The sequence below is a fragment of the Cellulomonas fimi genome, from assembly GCF_028527925.1.
In the GTDB taxonomy this organism is placed as follows: domain Bacteria; phylum Actinomycetota; class Actinomycetes; order Actinomycetales; family Cellulomonadaceae; genus Cellulomonas; species Cellulomonas fimi_C.
Window position 1 is genome coordinate 22,676 of the sequence record NZ_JAPESW010000032.1, and the last position, 18,268, is coordinate 40,943.

The window sequence follows — 18,268 nt, forward strand, 5'->3', positions numbered from 1 at the left end:
TCAGGACGTACGGCGCAGCAGCGTGAGGTGCATCGCGTCAGTGCCGTGCACGTGCGGCCACAGCTGCACGTGCGAGCGGTCGGTGAGGTCCACCTCGCGCCGCGCGACGCCCTGCACCACGGCCGCGGTGTCCAGGCGCTCGACGTCGATGCCCGCCTTCGTCGCCGCCCGCAGGGCGTCCTTCACGACGAGCCGCGTCTCGGCCAGGTGCGGCGAGCAGGTCACGTACGCGACGACTCCGCCGACCCGCACGGCCCGCAGCGCGGACCCGAGCAGGTCGCGCTGCAGGGCCGTGAGTGCCGTCAGGTCCGCGGGGGTACGGCGCCAGCGCGCCTCGGGCCGGCGCCGCAGCGCGCCGAGCCCCGTGCAGGGCGCGTCGACCATGACCCGGTCGAACGCGCCGGGCTCGTCGTCACCCAGCACCCGTCCGTCGCCGGTCCGGACGACCTCGACCGCGTCCGACGGGACCGCGCGCAACGACTGCCGCACGAGTCGCGCGCGGTGCGGCTGCACCTCGTTCGCCACGAGCCGCGCACCGCGGCCCGCGGCCTCCGCCGCGAGCAGGGCCGCCTTGCCGCCCGGACCCGCGCACAGGTCGAGCCAGCGGGCGTCGCGGCCCTCGAGCGGTGCCGCCGCGAGCGCGAGCGCGACGAGCTGGCTGCCGTCGTCCTGCACCCCCGCGCGCCCCTCGCGCACGGCGGGCACCGACGCGGGGTCACCGCCGGTCAGCACGACGGCGGTCGGCGAGAGCGGGGCCGGCGCGTCCGACGTGGCGCCGAGCTCGTCGACGGTCGCCAGGCCGGGTCGCGCGACGAGCGTGACGAGCGGGGCCGTGTTGTCGGCGGCGAGCAGGGCGTCGAGCTCGTCGACGGGCCGGCCGTCCCCCGCGAGCGCCTCGCGCAGGGCCCGTGCGACCCACAGCGGGTGGCTGTCGACCACGGCGAGCCGGGCGACGGGGTCCTCGCCGGCGGCGTCGGCGATGCGCCGCTCCCACGCGTCCCACGGTTCACGGGAGACGGCGCGCAGGACGGCGTTGACGAACTGGGCCGGTCCGGCGCCGAGCGCGTCGCGGGCGAGCCCGACGGTCTCGGACACGGCCGCGTGGGGCGGGACGCGCATGCCGAGCAGCTGGTGCGCGCCGAGCCGCAGGACGTCGAGCACGGGCGGGTCGATGCGGTCGGTCGAGCGGGCCGCGGCGAGCTCGAGCACGGCGTCGTAGCGGCCTCGCAGGCGCAGGGTGCCGTACGCGAGCTCGGTCGCGAACGCGGCGTCGCGCCCGGTCAGGCCGCGCTCGCGCAGCAGCGGCGGCAGGACGAGGTTGGCGTAGGCGTCGCTCTCGGCGACGGTCCGCAGCACGTCGTAGGCGACCCGCCGGGACGGGTCGGTGCTGCGGCGGCGCTGGGAGGGTGCCGCGGCGGTGCGGGACGAGCGGCCCTCGCGCCGTGCCGCGCCGCGCTGGCGTCCCTGCGCGTCGCGCCCCGCGCCGCCGTCGCCGCGGCCGCGGGCGTCTCGGGGCCCGTCCGGTCGGTCCGCCGGGCTCACGCGGCACCGTCCGCGCCGAGGACCGTGCCGTCCGCGGGTCGGGCACCGCGCGCCCAGTCGGCGGCGTCCATGGGTCGCTTGCCCGGCGGGGTGACGAGCCCGAGCCGGACGGCACCCCCGCCCGTGCCGACGAGCACCTCGCGCTTGGTGGCGCGCAGCTCGCCGGGCCGCAGGTCGCGGACGTCGGGCAGCGGGGTCACCGGGCCGAGGCCGAGTCGCGCGCCGTCGGGGAGCGTCGTCCACGCGCCCGGAGCCGGGGTGCAGCCGCGGATGCGGCGGTCGACGGCGTGCACGGGGTGCGACCAGCGGACCCGGGCGTCGTCGACCTCGATCTTGGGCGCGTGGCTCACGCCGTCGGCGGGCTGCGGGACGGGGCTGAGGATGCCGTCCTCGATCGCGTCGAGCGTGCGGACCAGGAGGCCCGCGCCTGCGTGGGAGAGCCGGTCGAGCAGGTCGCCCGCGGTGTCGCGCGGGCGGACGGTCTCGGTCAGCGTGCCGAAGACGGGCCCGGTGTCGAGGCCCTGCTCGATGCGGAACGTCGTCGCGCCCGTGACCTCGTCGCCGGCGATCAGGGCGTGCTGCACGGGCGCGGCGCCGCGCCACGCGGGCAGGACGGAGAAGTGCAGGTTGACCCAGCCGTGGGTGGGCACGTCGAGGACGCTCGCGGGCAGGATCGCGCCGTACGCGACGACGGGTGCGGCGTCGACGGCGAGCTCCTTCAGCCGGGCGACGAACTCCTCGTCGCGCGGGCGTGCGGGCGTCAGCACCTCGACGCCCGCGTCGAGCGCGCGTTCCTTGACGGGGCTGGGGTGCAGGGTGCGGCCGCGGCCGGAGCGGGCGTCCGGCCGCGTGAGGACGGCGACGACCTCGTGACGCGACGCGAGGAGCGCCTCGAGCGACGGCACCGCGGCCGCAGGTGTTCCGGCGAAGAGCAGTCGCATGCGGACGATCCTAGGTGGCGCCGGGGTCGGCTCCCGCGTCGAGCAGGCCGCGCGCGACGAGGTCCCGGCGCAGCGCGGCCGCGTCGGTGAAGACGATCCCGTCGAACCCGGCCTCGCGCGCACCGGCGACGTTCGCCGGGGAGTCGTCGACGAAGAGGGCGTCCGCCGGGTCGACGCCGTACCGCTGCGCGAGCAGCCGGAAGATCGCCGGATCGGGCTTGGCGAGACCCACCTCCCCCGACACGAGCACGTCCTCGAGCAGTCCGATCGCCGGCGCCGCGGGTGCGGCGTGGTGGAACGTCTCCGCGGACCAGTTGGTGAGGCCGAGGAGGCGCACGCCAGCGGCGGCGAGGTCGCGGACGACGTCGGCGCTGCCCGGGACGGGCCCCGCGAGGGTGTCGGCGAAGTGCCGGACGTACAGGTCGAGCGCGGGGACGTGCTGCGGGTGCGTCGCACGCACGGCCTCACGCGCGTCCGCCCAGGGCCGCCCCGCGTCCTGCTGGTGGTTGAGCGCCGCGAAGTCGACGTCGGCGAAGAACCGGTCGACGTCGGCCCGCGCCATCCGACCCGCGTACGCCCCGTACGGGTCCCACCGCACGAGGACGTTGCCGAGGTCGAGCACGACGACCGTCACGACAGGTCCGCCGGGTCGAGCTGGACCCGCAGCGTGCCGCCCTCGCGCCGCGCGCTCCGGACCGCGAGCGAGGCCGCCATCGCGCGGGCGAGCGCGCCACCGCGGGCTCGCGGCACCCGCACGAGCGCCCGCACGTCGGGCTCGAGGGCGGTCGTCGGGCCGCGGCCGGGTGCGACCGGCGCGGGGACGGGCCCGAGCACGTCGACGTCGTCGAGGTCGAGGCGTGCGACGACGGCCTCGACGGCGTCGCGCGGGCCGGTGACGGCGGCGACGCGGACCGCGGGCGGCAGCCCGAGCTCGACCCGCTCGTCGGCCTCGCGCTCCGCCAGCCCCGCGGGGTCCCACCGGACCAGGGCCTGCGTGGGCCGCTCGGGCGCGTCGCCGACGAGGAGGACCGTGCCGCCGTCGGCGGAGGGTCGCACGAGTGCGGCGGCGGCCAGCCAGCGCCGGAGGGCCGCGACCGCGCTGCCCAGTCCCGCGCCCGACGTGCCGACGGCGGCGTCGAGCAGGACCGCGGCCGCGTACCCGGCGGGCGCGACCGGCTCGGCGCCCGGGGTCGCGACGACCACGGCGGGCGCGTCGGGCACCTGGTCGAGCACGCCGCCCGACGCGCGCGCGCCCGACACCCGCACGGTCACGCCGGGGAACGCCCGGCCGAGCTCCTCGGCGGTCCGCTCCGACCCGACGCGGACCGAGCGCAGCGCGGTCGACCCGCACGCGCCGCAGCGCCACGACGTCGCGAGACGCCCGCACCAGCGGCACGTCGGCACACCGTCCTGACCGGTGAGGCCGAGCGGGCCGTGGCACGTCCCGCACCGGGCGTCCGCGCGGCAGCGGCCGCACGCGACGACCGGCACGTAGCCCGCCCGGGGCACCTGGACGAGCACCGGACCGGCCGCGAGCCGGTCCCGGATCGTCCGCCATGCCGGCGACGGCAGGCGGGCGGCCGCCGCGGGCCCCTCCCGCGCCAGCTCGACCGACGTGAGCGCCTGGACGCGGGGGGTGCGCGCGCGGACCGTCGGGCGGTCGGCCGCGACCTCGCGCGCCCAGCCCGACGCGACGAGCGCCTGCGCCTCGACCGTCCGCGCGTGCCCGCCGACGAGCAGCGCGCACCCCGCGAGGTCGGAGCGCAGCGCGAGCACCTCGCGGACGTGCGGGTACGGGGCGCGCGGCTCGGCGTGCAACGGGTCGCCGTCGTCCCAGCAGACGGCGAGGCCGAGGTCCCGCACGGGCGCGAACGCCGACGCGCGCGTCCCCACGACGACGTCGGCGGCGCCGCGCAGCGCCGCGAGGAACGCCCGGTACCGCGGCGCGGGCCCGTCGTCGGCCGTCAGCCGGACGACTCCCCCGGTCGTCTCGGGCGACCACGCCGGCACGCCCGCGGTTCTGAGCGCGGCCAGGACCCGGACGACGTCACGCGCGTCCGGCACGACGACGAGCGCGCCGCGGCCGCCCAGCACGCACGCGGCGACGGCCTGCGCGACCGCGTCCTCCCACCGGTCCCCGGGGCCCCCGGGCAGCGCCGTCCAGACCGCGCGCGGCGCACCGCCGGCCTGCACGTGCTGCACGAACGCGGGCCCGCCGCGGTAGGCCGACCACGCCGACGCGTCGGCGCCGGCGACGGGCGGGCGCGGGGCGCCGTCGGGGACGGCGAACGTCTCGGACTCGACGCGTGCGTGCCGCGTGGGCACCGCCAGGCGCAGCACGTCGGACAGGGTCCCGGCCCACCGGTCGGCGACCGCGCGCGCGAGCGCGAGCACCTCGGGCGACAGGACCGGCTCGCCCGACACGACGCGACGCAGCGGCGCGAGCGTGCCCGTGTGCTCGGCGGTCTCGGCGCGGTCCAGCAGGTAGCCGTCGACGTCCTGACCGCCGAACCGGACCTTGACCCGCACGCCCGGCACCGCCTGCGCGTCCAACCGCGCGGGCACCAGGTACTCGAACGTCCGGTCGAGGTGCGGCGGGGACAGGTCGACCGCGACCCGCGCCACCGGCAGCCGCTCCGCCGGCTCGAGTCCGGCCGCCCCGAGACGCGGGCGCGCGCGACGACGCGGGCCCGGCACCCCGTCCAGGACGAGCTGCTCGCCCGCCGTCACGTCGACGACCCCGTCCGGCGGGGCGCTCGGCTGCGCGGCACGCGTCGCGGCTCAGCCGACGGCGGCCAGCAGGTCGGCCGCGCGGTCGGTGCGCTCCCACGTGAAGTCGGGCAGCTCGCGCCCGAAGTGGCCGTACGCCGCCGTGCGCCGGTAGATGGGACGCAGCAGGTCGAGGTCGCGGATGATCGCGGCCGGGCGCAGGTCGAACACCTCGCGGATCGCCGCGGTCAGACGCCCGACGGGCACGACGCCCGTGCCGAACGTCTCGACGTACAGGCCGACGGGGTGCGACTTGCCGATCGCGTAGGCGACCTGCACCTCGCAGCGCTTCGCGAGGCCCGCGGCGACGACGTTCTTGGCGACCCAGCGCATCGCGTACGCGGCCGACCGGTCGACCTTCGACGGGTCCTTGCCGGAGAACGCGCCGCCGCCGTGCCGGGCGAAGCCGCCGTACGTGTCGACGATGATCTTGCGACCCGTCAGGCCCGCGTCGCCCTTCGGACCGCCGACGACGAACGTGCCCGTCGGGTTCACGAGGAGGCGGTGGCCCGACGCGTCGAGGTCGAGCTGCGCGAGGACCGGCGCGACGACGTGCTCCGCGATCGCGGGGCGCAGGTAGCTGTCGAGCTGGACGTCGGGGTCGTGCTGCGTGGAGAGGACCACGGTGTCGAGCGAGACCGCGCGGTCGCCCTCGTAGCCGATCGTCACCTGCGTCTTGCCGTCGGGGCGCAGACCCGGCACGAGCTCCTGGCGGCGGACCTCCGCGAGGCGCTCGGCGAGGCGGTGCGCCGCCCAGATCGGCAGCGGCAGGAGCGACGGGGTGTCGTCGCACGCGTACCCGAACATCAGGCCCTGGTCGCCCGCGCCCTGCAGGTCCAGCGGGTCGATGTCCGCGGAGTCCTGGCGAACCTCGATCGACTTGTCGACGCCCTGCGCGATGTCCGGCGACTGCTGCCCGATCGAGACGGACACGCCGCACGAGTCGCCGTCGAAGCCGATGTGCGACGACGTGTAGCCGATGCCCTTGACGACCTCGCGGACGACCTGCGGGATCTCGACGTACGCGCTCGTCGTCACCTCGCCGGCGACGTGCACGAGACCGGTGGTGACCATCGTCTCGACCGCCACGCGGGCCGCGGGGTCCTGGTCGAGGATCGCGTCGAGGATCGCGTCGGAGATCTGGTCGCAGACCTTGTCGGGGTGGCCTTCCGTCACCGACTCGGACGTGAACAGGCGCGCGGAAGCCTCAGTCATGGCGCACAGCCTAACGGGACGGAAACGGCCCCCTCACCGGCCGTTCACCAGCGCGTGAGCACCGCGTCCCACACGGCGTCCGCGACGTCGTCCTTGCTCCCCGCCGCCGACGCCACCACCTCACCCGCCCCGTCGAGCACGACGACGTCGTTCGTGTCCGTGCCGAAGCCGCGGCCGTCGCCGACCGCGTTCACGACGAGCAGGTCCGCCTTCTTGCGCAGCGCCTTGGCCCGGCCGTGCTCGAGCACCGACCCGTGCTCGTCGCCCGTCTCGGCGGCGAACCCCACGACGACCTGCCCCTCACGGAGGCGGTCCGCGGCGAGCTCGGCCAGCACGTCCGGGTTCTCGACGAGGTGCAGCGTCGGGGCGGACCCGTCGCCGCGCTTCTTGATCTTGGCGTCGGCGAGCGACGCGGGCCGGTAGTCGGCGACGGCCGCCGCCATGACCACCGCGTCCGCGTCCTTCGCGGCGGTGCGCACCGCGTCCCGCAGCTGTGCCGCGGTCTCGACGGGCACCGCGTCGACGCCGGGCGGGACCGGGACGGAGAGGTTCGCGGCGACGAGCGTCACCTGCGCACCGCGCGCGGCGGCGGCCCGCGCGAGCGCGACGCCCTGCCGGCCGGAGCTGCGGTTGCCGAGGAACCGGACGGGGTCGAGCGGCTCGCGCGTCCCGCCGGCGGAGACGACCACGCGGCGACCCGCGAGGTCGCGCGGGCCGACGAGCGCGAGGGCCGCGGCGGCGATCTCCTCGGGCTCGGGCAGCCGGCCGGGGCCGGTGTCGGCGCCCGTGAGCCGGCCGCTCGCGGGGTCGAGCACGTGGACGCCGCGGCGGCGCAGGGTGTCGACGTTCGCGACCGTCGCGGGGTGCTCCCACATCTCGGTGTGCATCGCCGGGGCCATGAGCACCGGGCAGCGCGCGACGAGCAGCGTCGCGGTGAGCAGGTCGTCGGCGCGGCCGGTCGCCGCACGCGCGAGCAGGTCGGCCGTCGCGGGGGCGACCACGACGAGCTCGGCCGTCTTGCCGACGGCGACGTGCGCGACCTGGTCGACGTCCTCGAAGACGTCCGTCGTCACGGGATGCCCGGACAGGGCCTCCCACGTCGCGCGCCCGACGAACTCGAGCGCGGCGACGGTCGGCACGACGCGCACGTCGTGCCCCGCCTCACGGAAGAGGCGCAGCAGCAGCACCGCCTTGTACGCGGCGATGCCGCCCGCGACGCCCAGGACGATCCGCATGTGCGGTGCCTCAGGCCTCCGTGGCCTCGGAGGTCAGCAGTCCGGCGTCGATCTCGCGCATGGCGATCGACAGCGGCTTCTCCTGCGGGCGCGTGTCGACGAGCGGGCCGACGTACTCGAGCAGGCCCTCGTTGAGCTGCGAGTAGTACGCGTTGATCTGACGGGCGCGCTGCGCCGAGTACAGCACGAGGGCGTACTTGGAGTCGGCGCGCTCGAGGAGCTGGTCGATCGGCGGGTCGGTGATGCCCGTGGGGGCGGCGACGGTTCCGGACACGATGGTCTCCCGTGAGGTCGATGGGGGGTGCGGCGCGGTGGCCGCGGGGCGGAGCCTGCCCACGATCCTACCTGGTCGCGATCCCCATCACCCGGACCAGCTCGTCCGTGGCCCGGTGCACGTCGTCGTTGACGATCACGGTGTCGAACTCGGACTCGGCCGCGAGCTCGACGCGCGCCGTCGCGAGGCGCCGCTCGCGCTCCTCCGCGTCCTCGGTCCCCCGCCCGACGAGCCGGCGCTCGAGCTCGGCGAACGACGGCGGGGCGAGGAACACGAAGTGCGCGTCCGGCATGGACGCCCGCACCTGGCGGGCGCCCTGCAGGTCGATCTCGAGGAGCGCCGGCTCACCGGCGGCGAGCCGACGCTCGACGGGCTCACGAGGCGTGCCGTACCGGTTGCGACCGTGGACGACCGCCCACTCCAGCAGGTCGCCGTTCTCGACCATCCGGTCGAACTCGTCGACGCTGACGAAGTGGTAGTGCACCCCGTCGACCTCGCCCGGTCGTGGCGACCGCGTCGTCGCGGACACCGACAGCCAGACCTCGGGGTAGCGCGTGCGGACGTCGGCGGACACCGTGCCCTTGCCGACGGCGGTGGGTCCGGCGAGAACGGTCAGCCGGGCGGGCGTCGTCGTCATGGGTGGTGCGGTACTCCTCGTGCGCAGCGGTGACGGGCGACCGTCACCCGAAGCGGTCGACGAGCGCCTTCACCTGGTGGGGTCCGAGGCCGCGGACGCGCCGCGTCTCCGAGATGCCGATCTCGGAGATGATCGCACGAGCCTTGACCTTGCCCACACCGGGCAGGGACTCGAGGAGGGCGAGCACCTTGAGCTTGCCGATCGTCTCGTCCTTCTGGCCCTGCTCGATGACCTCGGACAGGGTGCCCTGGGAGTACTTGAGGCGGTTCTTGACCTCGGCACGGGCCTGCCGGGCGGCGGCGGCCTTCTGGAGCGCTGCGGCTCGTTGTTCGGGAGTCAGCGGAGGAAGAGCCACGCGCGTCACCTTCTCGTCAGTGGGCCAGCGATCTCGACGGATGCGCAGGGATCGTGACAACGAAACTAGCGAGGCCCATCGAGGTCGGCAACGCGGACGCGCCGGAGCGACCTGCGAGGACGCCCGTTCGGGCAACCGACCCACGAGTGCCCGCGGCACCCACGCGGCCGCGGGCGCGGCCGGACTCGCGCACCGGCAGCCGCCCGCGCGGGGGCCGCCGGTGCGCGAGCCGCGCGGGTCAGGCGAGCGCCGCGGCGGCCTCGTCCGCGGCGCGACGGGCGGCCGTCCGCAGCCGCTCGACGTCCGGTCCCGCGGCCAGGACGCCCCGCGAGGACGACGCGAGGACCTGCCGGCGGGCGGCGCCGAAGACGGCCGTGAGCTCGCGCGGTCCCGCGCCCTGCGCCCCGACGCCGGGGGCGAGGAGCGGGCCGTTGACCGCGGTCAGGTTCGTACCGGTCCGCGCGGCCGCGTCGCCGACGGTCGCGCCCACGACCAGGCCGATCGAGCCCATCGGCTGGACGCCGGCGTTGAGCGCCGCGGCGCGCGCCGCGATCGTCGCGGCGACCGTCGAGCCGTCCGCGGTGCGGGCGTGCTGCACCTCGGGGCCCTCCTTGTTCGACGTCAGGCACAGCACGAACAGGCCGCGGCCCGTCGCGAGCGCGGCGTCGACGGCCGGGTCGAGCGACCCGAAGCCCAGGTACGGCGAGACCGTGAGCGCGTCCCCGGCGAGCGGCGAGCCGTCCCGCAGGTACGCGTCGGCGTAGCCCTCCATGGTCGAGCCGATGTCGCCACGCTTGGCGTCGACCACGACGAGCGTGCCCGTGCGACGGCCCTCGGCGACGACGTCCTCGAGCACGGCGACGCCCGCCGAGCCGTGCCGCTCGAACAGCGCGGCCTGCGGCTTGACCGCCGCGACCCGGCCGCCGACCGCCGCCATGACGGTCGACGCGAAGGCGCGCAGGCCGTCGGCGTCGTCCGTCAGGCCCCAGTCGGCGAGCAGCGCCGGGTGCGGGTCGATGCCGACGCACAGCGGGCCGTGCGCGGCCATGGCGGCGGCGAGGCGCACGCCGAACGGCTCGCGCCCCACCTCCCCGTCGACCGCACCGGTGCCGGCCGGGGCCGTCACGCGGTCACCACGGCTGCCTGTGCGCGGCGCTGGTCCGCCGCGGCGTCGTGCTCCTGCAGGCTCGTCACCGCGAACGGCCCGGCCTGGGCCGCCTCGATGGCCTGCACGGCCGCACCGAGCTGCTGCACGGTCGTGACGATCGCCTTGTCGGCGGCCGTCGTGGCGGCGCGGATCTCGTAGCCGTCGGCGCGCGCGCCCTGACCCGAGGGCGTGTTCACGACGATGTCGACCTCGCCGGCCGTGATGAGGTCGACGATCGTCGGCTCGCCGTCGACGCCCCGGCCCGACGAGTACTTGCGCACGACGCGCGAGCGGATGCCGGAGCGGTGCAGGACCGCCGCGGTGCCCTCGGTCGCGAGGATCTCGAAGCCGAGCTCCGCGAGCCGCTTGACCGGGAACACGATCGAGCGCTTGTCCCGGTCGGCGACCGAGATGAACGCGGTGCCGCTCGTCGGCAGCCCGCCGAACGCCGCCTCCTGCGACTTCGCGAACGCCGTCGGGAAGTCGACGTCGAAGCCCATGACCTCGCCCGTCGAGCGCATCTCCGGGCCCAGGACGGTGTCGACGACGACGCCCTCGGCGGTGCGGAACCGCTTGAAGGGCAGCACGGCCTCCTTGACGGCGACCGGCGAGTCGAGGTCGAGCACGCTCGCGTCCTGCTGCGGAAGCAGCCCCGCCGCCCGCAGGTCGGCGATCGACCGGCCCGCCATGACGAGCGCCGCGGCCTTCGCGAGCGAGACGCCCGTGGCCTTGGAGACGAACGGCACGGTCCGCGACGCGCGCGGGTTGGCCTCGAGCACGTAGAGCACGTCGGACACGAGCGCGAACTGGATGTTGAGCAGGCCGCGCACGCCGACGCCGCGGGCGATCGCCTCGGTCGAGAGGCGGATGCGCTCGAGCTCGGACGTCGACAGCGTCACGGGGGGCAGCGCGCACGCCGAGTCGCCCGAGTGGATGCCGGCCTCCTCGATGTGCTCCATGACGCCCCCGAGGAACAGCTCCTCGCCGTCGAACAGCGCGTCGACGTCGATCTCGATCGCGTCGTCGAGGAAGCGGTCGATGAGCAGCGGCGGGAGCGTCCCGGCGCGGCCGCCGTCGGCGGCGTTGTCGAGCGCGCGCTGCACGTACTCGGCGAGCTGGTGCTCGTCGTAGACGATCTCCATGCCGCGGCCGCCGAGGACGTACGACGGGCGGACCAGCACGGGGAACCCGATGCGACGCGCGGTCTCCCGGGCGCCCGCGAGCGTCGTCGCGGTGCCGAAGGCCGGCGCCGGCAGGCCCGCGGCCTCGAGCACCTTGCCGAACTCGCCGCGGTCCTCCGCGGCGTCGATGGCCGACGGGGGCGTGCCGAGGATCGGCAGACCCGCGTCCGCGAGGCGCTGCGCGAGCGACAGCGGCGTCTGGCCGCCGAGCGTCACGATGAGCCCCGCGACCGGGCCCGCCGCGAGCTCGGCCTGGTAGACCTCGAGCACGTCCTCGAACGTCAGCGGCTCGAAGTACAGGCGGTCCGAGGTGTCGTAGTCCGTGGAGACGGTCTCGGGGTTGCAGTTGACCATGACGGTCTCGAACTCGCCCTTGAGCGCCAGCGCGGCATGCACGCACGAGTAGTCGAACTCGATGCCCTGCCCGATGCGGTTCGGGCCCGAACCGAGGATGAGGATCGCGGGACGCTCGCGCGGCCGCACCTCGGTCTCCTCGTCGTAGGACGAGTAGTGGTACGGCGTGAGGGCAGCGAACTCCGCGGCGCACGTGTCGACCGTCTTGTAGACGGGCCGCAGGCCGACCGCGTGGCGGGCGCCGCGCACGGCGTCCTCGGTCGTGCCGCGCAGCTGCGCGACCTGCGCGTCCGACAGTCCGTGCCGCTTGGCGTGGGCGAGCACCTCGCGGGTCAGCGCCGGGGCCGCGGCGGTCTCGGCGGCGACCTCGTTGACGAGCTGGACCTGGTCGAGGAACCACGGGTCGATGCCCGTGCGCGCGTACACCTCGTCGACGCCCACACCGGCGCGCAGCACCTGCTGCACGTCGATGAGCCGCCCCTCGGTCGGTCGGCCGATCGTCCCGAGCAGCGCGTCGAGGGCCTCCCCCGTCGCCGGCTCACCGGCCCAGTGGAACACCGAGCCCTTCTTGTCGATCGACCGCATCGCCTTGCCGAGCGCCTCGGTGAAGTTGCGGCCGAGCGCCATGGCCTCGCCGACGGACTTCATGGTCGTCGTCAGCGTCGGGTCCGCGGCGGGGAACTTCTCGAACGCGAACCGCGGCACCTTGACCACGACGTAGTCGAGCGTCGGCTCGAACGACGCCGGTGTCGAGCCCGTGATGTCGTTCGGGATCTCGTCGAGCGTGTAGCCGACCGCGAGCTTCGCGGCGATCTTCGCGATCGGGAAGCCCGTCGCCTTCGACGCGAGCGCCGACGACCGCGACACGCGCGGGTTCATCTCGATGACGACGACGCGGCCCGTCGACGGCTCGACCGCGAACTGGATGTTGCAGCCGCCGGTGTCGACGCCGACCTCGCGGATGACCGCGATGCCGATGTCGCGCAGCTTCTGGTACTCGCGGTCGGTGAGCGTGAGCGCGGGCGCGACGGTCACGGAGTCACCGGTGTGCACGCCCACGGGGTCGACGTTCTCGATCGAGCAGACGACCACGACGTTGTCGTGCTTGTCGCGCATGAGCTCGAGCTCGTACTCCTTCCAGCCGAGGATCGACTCCTCCAGGAGCACCTCGGTGGTCGGCGAGTAGTGCAGGCCCTGGCCGACGATGCGGCGCAGGTCGTCCTCGTCGTACGCGATGCCCGAGCCGAGGCCGCCCATCGTGAACGACGGGCGCACGACGACCGGGTAGCCGAGGTCCTCGACCGCGGCCAGGGCGTCGTCGATCGTGTGCACGATCGCGGACCGCGCGGACTCGCCGCCGCAGACCTCGACGACCTGCTTGAACTGCTCGCGGTCCTCGCCCTTCTGGATCGCGGGGATGTTCGCGCCGATGAGCTCGACGTCGTACTTCGCGAGCACGCCGGCCTCGTCGAGCGCGATCGCCGCGTTGAGGGCCGTCTGGCCGCCCAGCGTCGGCAGGATCGCGTCGGGACGCTCCTTGGCGATGATGCTCGTGAGGACCTCGGTCGTGATCGGCTCGACGTAGGTCGCGTCGGCGAACTCCGGGTCCGTCATGATCGTGGCGGGGTTCGAGTTGACCAGGACGACCCGCAGGCCCTCCTCCTTGAGCACGCGGCAGGCCTGCGTCCCCGAGTAGTCGAACTCGCACGCCTGGCCGATGACGATCGGGCCGGACCCGATGACCAGGACGCTGGAGATGTCGGTGCGGCGGGGCATCAGGCGGCACCCTTCGTGGTCGGGTCGTCGGTGCCGGTCATGAGCCCGACGAAGCGGTCGAACAGGTAGGCGGCGTCGTGGGGACCCGCCGCCGCCTCCGGGTGGTACTGGACGGAGAACGCGGGCAGGTCGAGCGCGCGCAGGCCCTCGACCACGTCGTCGTTGAGGTCGACGTGGCTCACCACGACCCGGCCGTAGCGGCCGCCGTCGTGCGGTGCGGTGGACTCACCGTCGAGCGGCGCGTCCACGGCGAACCCGTGGTTGTGCGCGGTGATCTCGACCTTGCCGGTCGCGCGGTCGATCACCGGCTGGTTCACGCCGCGGTGCCCGTACCCGAGCTTGTAGGTGCCGTAGCCGAGCGCGCGCCCGAGCAGCTGGTTGCCGTAGCAGATGCCGAAGAACGGGATCTTCCGGTCCAGCACGTCGCGCAGGAGCTCGACCTCGTGCGTCGCGGCCGACGGGTCGCCCGGGCCGTTCGAGAAGAACACGCCGTCGGGCTGCGTCGCGAGGACGTCGTCGATCGTCGAGGTCGCGGGCAGCACGTGCACGCGCACCCCGCGCTCGGCGAGCCGCTGCGGGGTCATGGCCTTGATGCCGAGGTCGACGGCCGCGACGGTGGCGACGGGCGTGTCGAGCGGCGTGCCGTCGGGGCCGAGGGCCTCGACGACGTAGGCCTCGTCGGTCGAGACCTCGCCCGCGAGGTCGGCGCCGGCCATCGCCGGGGCCGCGAGCACCTCGTCGAGCAGCTCGTCGACCGGACGGCGCTCGCCGTCGGGACCGACCAGCGCGCCGCCGGAGAACACGCCGGCCCGCATGACGCCGCGCTCGCGCAGGTGCCGCGTGAGGGCACGGGTGTCGACGCCGCTGATGCCGACGACGCCCTGCGCGTCGAGCTCCTCGTCGAGCGTGCGGCGCGCGCGCCAGCTCGACGACCTCCGCGCGGGGTCGCGCACGACGTACCCGGCGACCCAGATGCGACCCGACTCGGGGTCCTCGTCGTTCACGCCGGTGTTGCCGATGTGCGGCGCCGTCATCACGACGATCTGGCGGTGGTACGACGGGTCGGTCAGGGTCTCCTGGTAGCCGGTCATGCCGGTGTTGAAGACGATCTCGCCGAGCGTCCGGCCGGTGGCGCCGTACGCCTGCCCGGCGAACGTCCGGCCGTCCTCGAGGACGAGCACTGCGTCGGTCATGGTGTCTCCTCCTGCCCGGCGGGGGCGCCGGGCGTGTGGTCGATGAGGGCGGCGACGGCGTCGACCAGCGCGGGGCGGTCGGCGGCGTGCCGGGGGCGCAGGCCGGTGTCGAGGCCGCGCGGGTCGTCGGGGTCGGGCTGCCAGGTGAGGACGACGAGCCCGTCGCCGCCGACGACCTTGCCCGCGATGCCGGGCGCCGTGCCCGCCGCGCGCAGGGTGCCGGCCGGGACGAACACGTCGGCCGCTCCGGTGCGGGTGATCCGCACGCCCGCGTCGTGGACCGCCACGACGGCCGGGCTGCGGACGCCGAGGTCGTGCGCGACGATCCGGTCGAGCCAGTCGCCGGCCCGGGTCGAGGACACGTAGAGCGCCTCGACCGGACCGAACCGGGTCTCCCCCAGCTCGGCGGGCTCCGCGGGCAGCGACGGGACGACCGCCTCGGAACGTCGTCGTCGGGCGAGCCAGCCCGAGCGCATGCCCCACAGGGCGAGCAGCGCGAGCGCGACGCACCCGGCGACGGCGAGCGCGGTGCGCATCAGCGGACCACCGCCGCGTCGCACGGCTCCCCGTCGAGGACGGTCGCGCGGCCGCGCAGGAACGTCGCGACGACGCGTCCGGGCAGCTCGCGGCCGCGGAACGGCGAGTTGACCGCCTTGGTGGCCTGCTGCGCCGGGTCGACCGTGGTGCGCGCGGCCGGGTCCCACAGCACGAGGTTGGCGGGCTCGCCGACCGCGATCGGCCGGCCGTGGTCGGTCACGCGGCCGATCCGGGCGGGTGCCTCGGACAGCACGCGCGCGACGTCGGCCCAGGTCAGGCGGCCGGTGTCGACCATCGTCTGCTGGACGACGGACAGCGCGGTCTCGAGGCCGGTCATGCCGAACGCGGCGGCCGCCCACTCGCAGTCCTTGTCCTCGCGCGTGTGCGGCGCGTGGTCGGTCGCGACGATGTCGATCGTGCCGTCGGCGAGGCCCGCCCGGACCGCCTCGACGTCCTCGGCGGTGCGCAGCGGCGGGTTGACCTTGAACACCGGGTCGTAGCCGCGGGCCAGGTCGTCGGTGAGGACCAGGTGGTGGGGCGTGACCTCGGCGGTGACGTCGATGCCGCGCGACTTGGCCCACCGGACGATCTCGACCGACCCGGCCGTCGACAGGTGGCAGACGTGCAGGCGGGACCCGACGTGCTCGGCGAGCAGCACGTCACGCGCGATGATCGCCTCCTCCGCGACGGACGGCCAGCCGGTCAGGCCCAGCTCGGCCGAGACGACGCCCTCGTTCATCTGCGCGTTCTCGGTGAGCCGGGGCTCCTGCGCGTGCTGCGCGACGACGCCGTCGAACGCCTTGACGTACTCGAGCGCGCGCCGCATGAGCACCGGGTCGTGCACGCACTTGCCGTCGTCGGAGAACACCCGCACCGCGGCCTCGGACTGCGCCATCGCGCCGAGCTCGGCGAGCTGCTCCCCCGCGAGCCCCACGGTGACCGCGCCGACGGGGTGCACGTCGACCCAGCCGGCCTCGCGGCCCAGCCGCCAGACCTGCTCGACGACGCCCGCGGTGTCCTGCGTGGGCGAGGTGTTGGCCATGGCGTGCACGGCGGTGAACCCGCCGAGGGCCGCGGCGCGCGTGCCGGTGCGGATCGTCTCGGCGTCCTCGCGGCCCGGCTCGCGCAGGTGCGTGTGCAGGTCGACGAGTCCGGGCAGCAGCACGAGGCCGGTGCCGTCGACCTCGACCGCGTCGTCACCGGCCTGCGCGCGGGCGTCCGCGCCGATCGCGGCGACCACGCCGTCCGCGAGGAGCACGTCGACGGGGTCCGCGCCCAGCGGGGCGACGGACGTCAGCAGGTACCGGGGGTTCACGCGTCCACCTTCGTCGTCGGGGCGGGCGACTCGCCCGCGAGCAGCAGGTACAGCACGGCCATGCGGACGGCGACCCCGTTGGCGACCTGCTCGACGATCACCGCGCGCGGCGAGTCGGCGGCGTCGGCGGAGATCTCCAGGCCGCGGTTCATCGGGCCGGGGTGCAGCACGATCGCGTGGTCGGGCAGCGCCGCGAGGCGCCGCGCGTCGAGGCCGTAGCCGCGGGTGTACTCCAGCGGGCTCGGGAAGAACCCGCCGCCCGCGCTCGACATCCGCTCGCGCTGGACGCGCAGCATCATGACCGCGTCGGGCTTGTCGTCGGCGATGACCTCGTCCAGGTGGTACGAGACGCGGGCCGGCCACGCCTCGACCCCGACCGGGACGAGCGTCGGCGGCGACACGAGCGTGACGTGCGCGCCGAGCGTGTGCAGGAGCTGCACGTTCGACCGCGCGACGCGGCTGTGCAGGACGTCGCCGACGATCGCGACCCGCAGGCCCACGAGGTCCTGCCCGCTCACGTCGGCGCGGCCGCCGTCGCCCACGAGGTGGCGACGCAGCGTGTACGCGTCGAGCAGCGCCTGCGTCGGGTGCTGGTGCGTCCCGTCGCCCGCGTTCACCACGGCGCCCGACGTCCAGCCCGCGTGCGCGAGCGTGTGCGGCGCGCCCGACGCCTGGTGCCGGATGACGACCGCGTCGGCGCCCATGGCCTGCAGCGTGAGAGCCGTGTCCTTGAGCGACTCGCCCTTCGAGACGCTCGACCCCTTGGCGGAGAAGTTGATGACGTCGGCGCTCAGCCGCTTCGCGGCCGTCTCGAACGAGATGCGCGTCCGGGTCGAGTCCTCGAAGAACAGGTTGACGACCGTGCGCCCGCGCAGCGTCGGGAGCTTCTTGATCTCGCGCGCCTGCGTCGCGGCCATCTGCCCGGCCGTGTCGAGGATGCGCACCGCGTCGCGGACGTCGAGGTCCGACGCGGACAGCAGGTGCCTCATCGGGTCCCCCCGTCGATGACGACGGCGTCGCGGCCGTCGGTCTCCTCGAGCAGGACGCGCACCCGCTCGGTCGTCGAGGTCGGCAGGTTCTTGCCGACGTAGTCCGCGCGGATCGGCAGCTCGCGGTGCCCGCGGTCGACGAGCGCGGCGAGCTGCACCGCGCGCGGGCGGCCGAGGTCGCTGATCGCGTCGAGCGCGGCGCGGATCGTGCGGCCCGAGTAGAGGACGTCGTCGACGAGGACGACGACGCGCCCGTCGAGCCCGCCGCCCGGGATGTCGGTCGCGCCGATCGTCCGGGTGGGCTGGTGGGCCAGGTCGTCGCGGTACATCGTCACGTCGAGGCTGCCCGCGAGCGCGCCCGGGTCGAGTCCGGGCTCGACGTCGGCGAGGCGCTGGGCGAGCCGCCGCGCGAGCGGGAGGCCGCGGGTCGGGATGCCGAGGAGGACGACGCCGTCGCCGCCCTTGTTGCGCTCGAGGATCTCGTGGGCGATGCGGGTGAGCGCCCGGCCGATCTCGGGGGCGCCGAGCACGACGTTCGCGTGCTCGAGGCTGCCGCTGGACGCGGGCATGCCTGTGCTCATGCGGACTCCTTCCCCGCCTCACGGGACGGGTCTTAAAGGACGCTGGTGGTGCTCGGATCCTAACCCGCACCGTCCGTCGGGGCGGGGTGCTGTCTCATGCGCGCGGCGTGACGAGGCCCGCGCGGCGCGCCTCGCGCAGCTGGTACGCCTTGTGCGAGGCACGGGTGTCCGCGTCGGGGTCGTTGACCCAGACGGCGGGGAGCAGGGCCCGCAGGCCGCGCCGGCCC

At 75.5% G+C, this 18,268-nt stretch carries 16 protein-coding genes; all 16 read right to left on the reverse strand.

The features are described from left to right. The gene (locus OMK64_RS14365) at positions 1–1,542 is read right to left on the reverse strand and encodes an RsmB/NOP family class I SAM-dependent RNA methyltransferase (protein ID WP_272729047.1); all 1,542 of its coding nucleotides are present in this window, start codon (positions 1,540–1,542) and stop codon (positions 1–3) included. Further along, positions 1,539–2,483, reverse strand: coding sequence for a methionyl-tRNA formyltransferase (gene fmt / locus OMK64_RS14370; RefSeq protein ID WP_272729048.1), 945 nt, complete (start codon positions 2,481–2,483; stop codon positions 1,539–1,541). The genes OMK64_RS14365 and fmt overlap by 4 nt, the downstream gene beginning before the upstream one ends. 10 nt (positions 2,484–2,493) lie before the next feature. Continuing rightward, entirely contained in the window at positions 2,494–3,117 is a 624-nt protein-coding gene (locus OMK64_RS14375; protein WP_272729049.1) for an HAD family hydrolase, read from the reverse strand. Continuing rightward, the gene (locus tag OMK64_RS14380) at positions 3,114–5,213 is read right to left on the reverse strand and encodes a primosomal protein N' (protein ID WP_272729050.1); all 2,100 of its coding nucleotides are present in this window, start codon (positions 5,211–5,213) and stop codon (positions 3,114–3,116) included. Before OMK64_RS14380 ends, OMK64_RS14375 begins: the two co-directional genes overlap by 4 nt. Before the next feature lie 51 nt (positions 5,214–5,264). After that, a complete protein-coding gene (gene metK, locus OMK64_RS14385; protein WP_272729051.1) occupies positions 5,265–6,467 on the reverse strand; it encodes a methionine adenosyltransferase in 1,203 nt (400 codons plus the stop codon). Between the two features lie 44 nt (positions 6,468–6,511). Further along, positions 6,512–7,702: a bifunctional phosphopantothenoylcysteine decarboxylase/phosphopantothenate--cysteine ligase CoaBC gene (gene coaBC, locus OMK64_RS14390; RefSeq protein ID WP_272729052.1), complete on the reverse strand. Its 1,191-nt coding sequence runs from the start codon at positions 7,700–7,702 to the stop codon at positions 6,512–6,514. Positions 7,703–7,712: 10 nt separating this feature from the next. Then, the gene (gene rpoZ, locus OMK64_RS14395; RefSeq protein ID WP_162352032.1) at positions 7,713–7,976 is read right to left on the reverse strand and encodes a DNA-directed RNA polymerase subunit omega; all 264 of its coding nucleotides are present in this window, start codon (positions 7,974–7,976) and stop codon (positions 7,713–7,715) included. A 67-nt stretch (positions 7,977–8,043) separates the two neighbouring features. Further along, on the reverse strand, positions 8,044–8,613 hold the full coding sequence (gene gmk, locus OMK64_RS14400) for a guanylate kinase (RefSeq protein ID WP_162352033.1): 570 nt from the start codon (positions 8,611–8,613) through the stop codon (positions 8,044–8,046). A gap of 43 nt (positions 8,614–8,656) precedes the next feature. Further along, positions 8,657–8,968, reverse strand: a complete 312-nt coding sequence (gene mihF, locus OMK64_RS14405; RefSeq protein ID WP_124343482.1) for an integration host factor, actinobacterial type — start codon at positions 8,966–8,968, stop codon at positions 8,657–8,659. 238 nt (positions 8,969–9,206) lie between these two features. Continuing rightward, positions 9,207–10,094, reverse strand: a complete 888-nt coding sequence (pyrF, locus tag OMK64_RS14410) for an orotidine-5'-phosphate decarboxylase (RefSeq protein ID WP_272729053.1) — start codon at positions 10,092–10,094, stop codon at positions 9,207–9,209. Further along, a complete protein-coding gene (gene carB / locus OMK64_RS14415) occupies positions 10,091–13,426 on the reverse strand; it encodes a carbamoyl-phosphate synthase large subunit (protein WP_272729054.1) in 3,336 nt (1,111 codons plus the stop codon). The genes pyrF and carB overlap by 4 nt, the downstream gene beginning before the upstream one ends. After that, positions 13,426–14,619 (reverse strand): glutamine-hydrolyzing carbamoyl-phosphate synthase small subunit, encoded by a 1,194-nt coding sequence (gene carA, locus OMK64_RS14420; RefSeq protein ID WP_272729055.1) that lies wholly within the window; start codon positions 14,617–14,619, stop codon positions 13,426–13,428. Before carA ends, carB begins: the two co-directional genes overlap by 1 nt. After that, positions 14,616–15,155: a PH-like domain-containing protein gene (locus tag OMK64_RS14425; RefSeq protein WP_272729056.1), complete on the reverse strand. Its 540-nt coding sequence runs from the start codon at positions 15,153–15,155 to the stop codon at positions 14,616–14,618. The genes carA and OMK64_RS14425 overlap by 4 nt, the downstream gene beginning before the upstream one ends. Then, on the reverse strand, positions 15,155–16,471 hold the full coding sequence (locus tag OMK64_RS14430; protein ID WP_272729057.1) for a dihydroorotase: 1,317 nt from the start codon (positions 16,469–16,471) through the stop codon (positions 15,155–15,157). Before OMK64_RS14430 ends, OMK64_RS14425 begins: the two co-directional genes overlap by 1 nt. Further along, on the reverse strand, positions 16,468–17,460 hold the full coding sequence (locus tag OMK64_RS14435; RefSeq protein WP_272729058.1) for an aspartate carbamoyltransferase catalytic subunit: 993 nt from the start codon (positions 17,458–17,460) through the stop codon (positions 16,468–16,470). The genes OMK64_RS14430 and OMK64_RS14435 overlap by 4 nt, the downstream gene beginning before the upstream one ends. Further along, on the reverse strand, positions 17,457–18,041 hold the full coding sequence (gene pyrR, locus OMK64_RS14440) for a bifunctional pyr operon transcriptional regulator/uracil phosphoribosyltransferase PyrR (RefSeq protein ID WP_272729059.1): 585 nt from the start codon (positions 18,039–18,041) through the stop codon (positions 17,457–17,459). The genes OMK64_RS14435 and pyrR overlap by 4 nt, the downstream gene beginning before the upstream one ends. Positions 18,042–18,268 lie beyond the last annotated feature (227 nt).

What these genes read in the sequence shown, in the direction of transcription:
- fmt (WP_272729048.1), bottom strand. Translation starts at nt 2,483, where the DNA reads ATGCGACTGCTCTTCGCCGGAACACCTGCGGCCGCGGTGCCGTCGCTC.
- carB (WP_272729054.1), bottom strand. Translation starts at nt 13,426, where the DNA reads ATGCCCCGCCGCACCGACATCTCCAGCGTCCTGGTCATCGGGTCCGGC.
- OMK64_RS14435 (WP_272729058.1), bottom strand. Translation starts at nt 17,460, where the DNA reads ATGAGGCACCTGCTGTCCGCGTCGGACCTCGACGTCCGCGACGCGGTG.
- coaBC (WP_272729052.1), bottom strand. Translation starts at nt 7,702, where the DNA reads ATGCGGATCGTCCTGGGCGTCGCGGGCGGCATCGCCGCGTACAAGGCG.
- gmk (WP_162352033.1), bottom strand. Translation starts at nt 8,613, where the DNA reads ATGACGACGACGCCCGCCCGGCTGACCGTTCTCGCCGGACCCACCGCC.
- OMK64_RS14425 (WP_272729056.1), bottom strand. Translation starts at nt 15,155, where the DNA reads ATGCGCACCGCGCTCGCCGTCGCCGGGTGCGTCGCGCTCGCGCTGCTC.
- carA (WP_272729055.1), bottom strand. Translation starts at nt 14,619, where the DNA reads ATGACCGACGCAGTGCTCGTCCTCGAGGACGGCCGGACGTTCGCCGGG.
- pyrR (WP_272729059.1), bottom strand. Translation starts at nt 18,041, where the DNA reads ATGAGCACAGGCATGCCCGCGTCCAGCGGCAGCCTCGAGCACGCGAAC.
- metK (WP_272729051.1), bottom strand. Translation starts at nt 6,467, where the DNA reads ATGACTGAGGCTTCCGCGCGCCTGTTCACGTCCGAGTCGGTGACGGAA.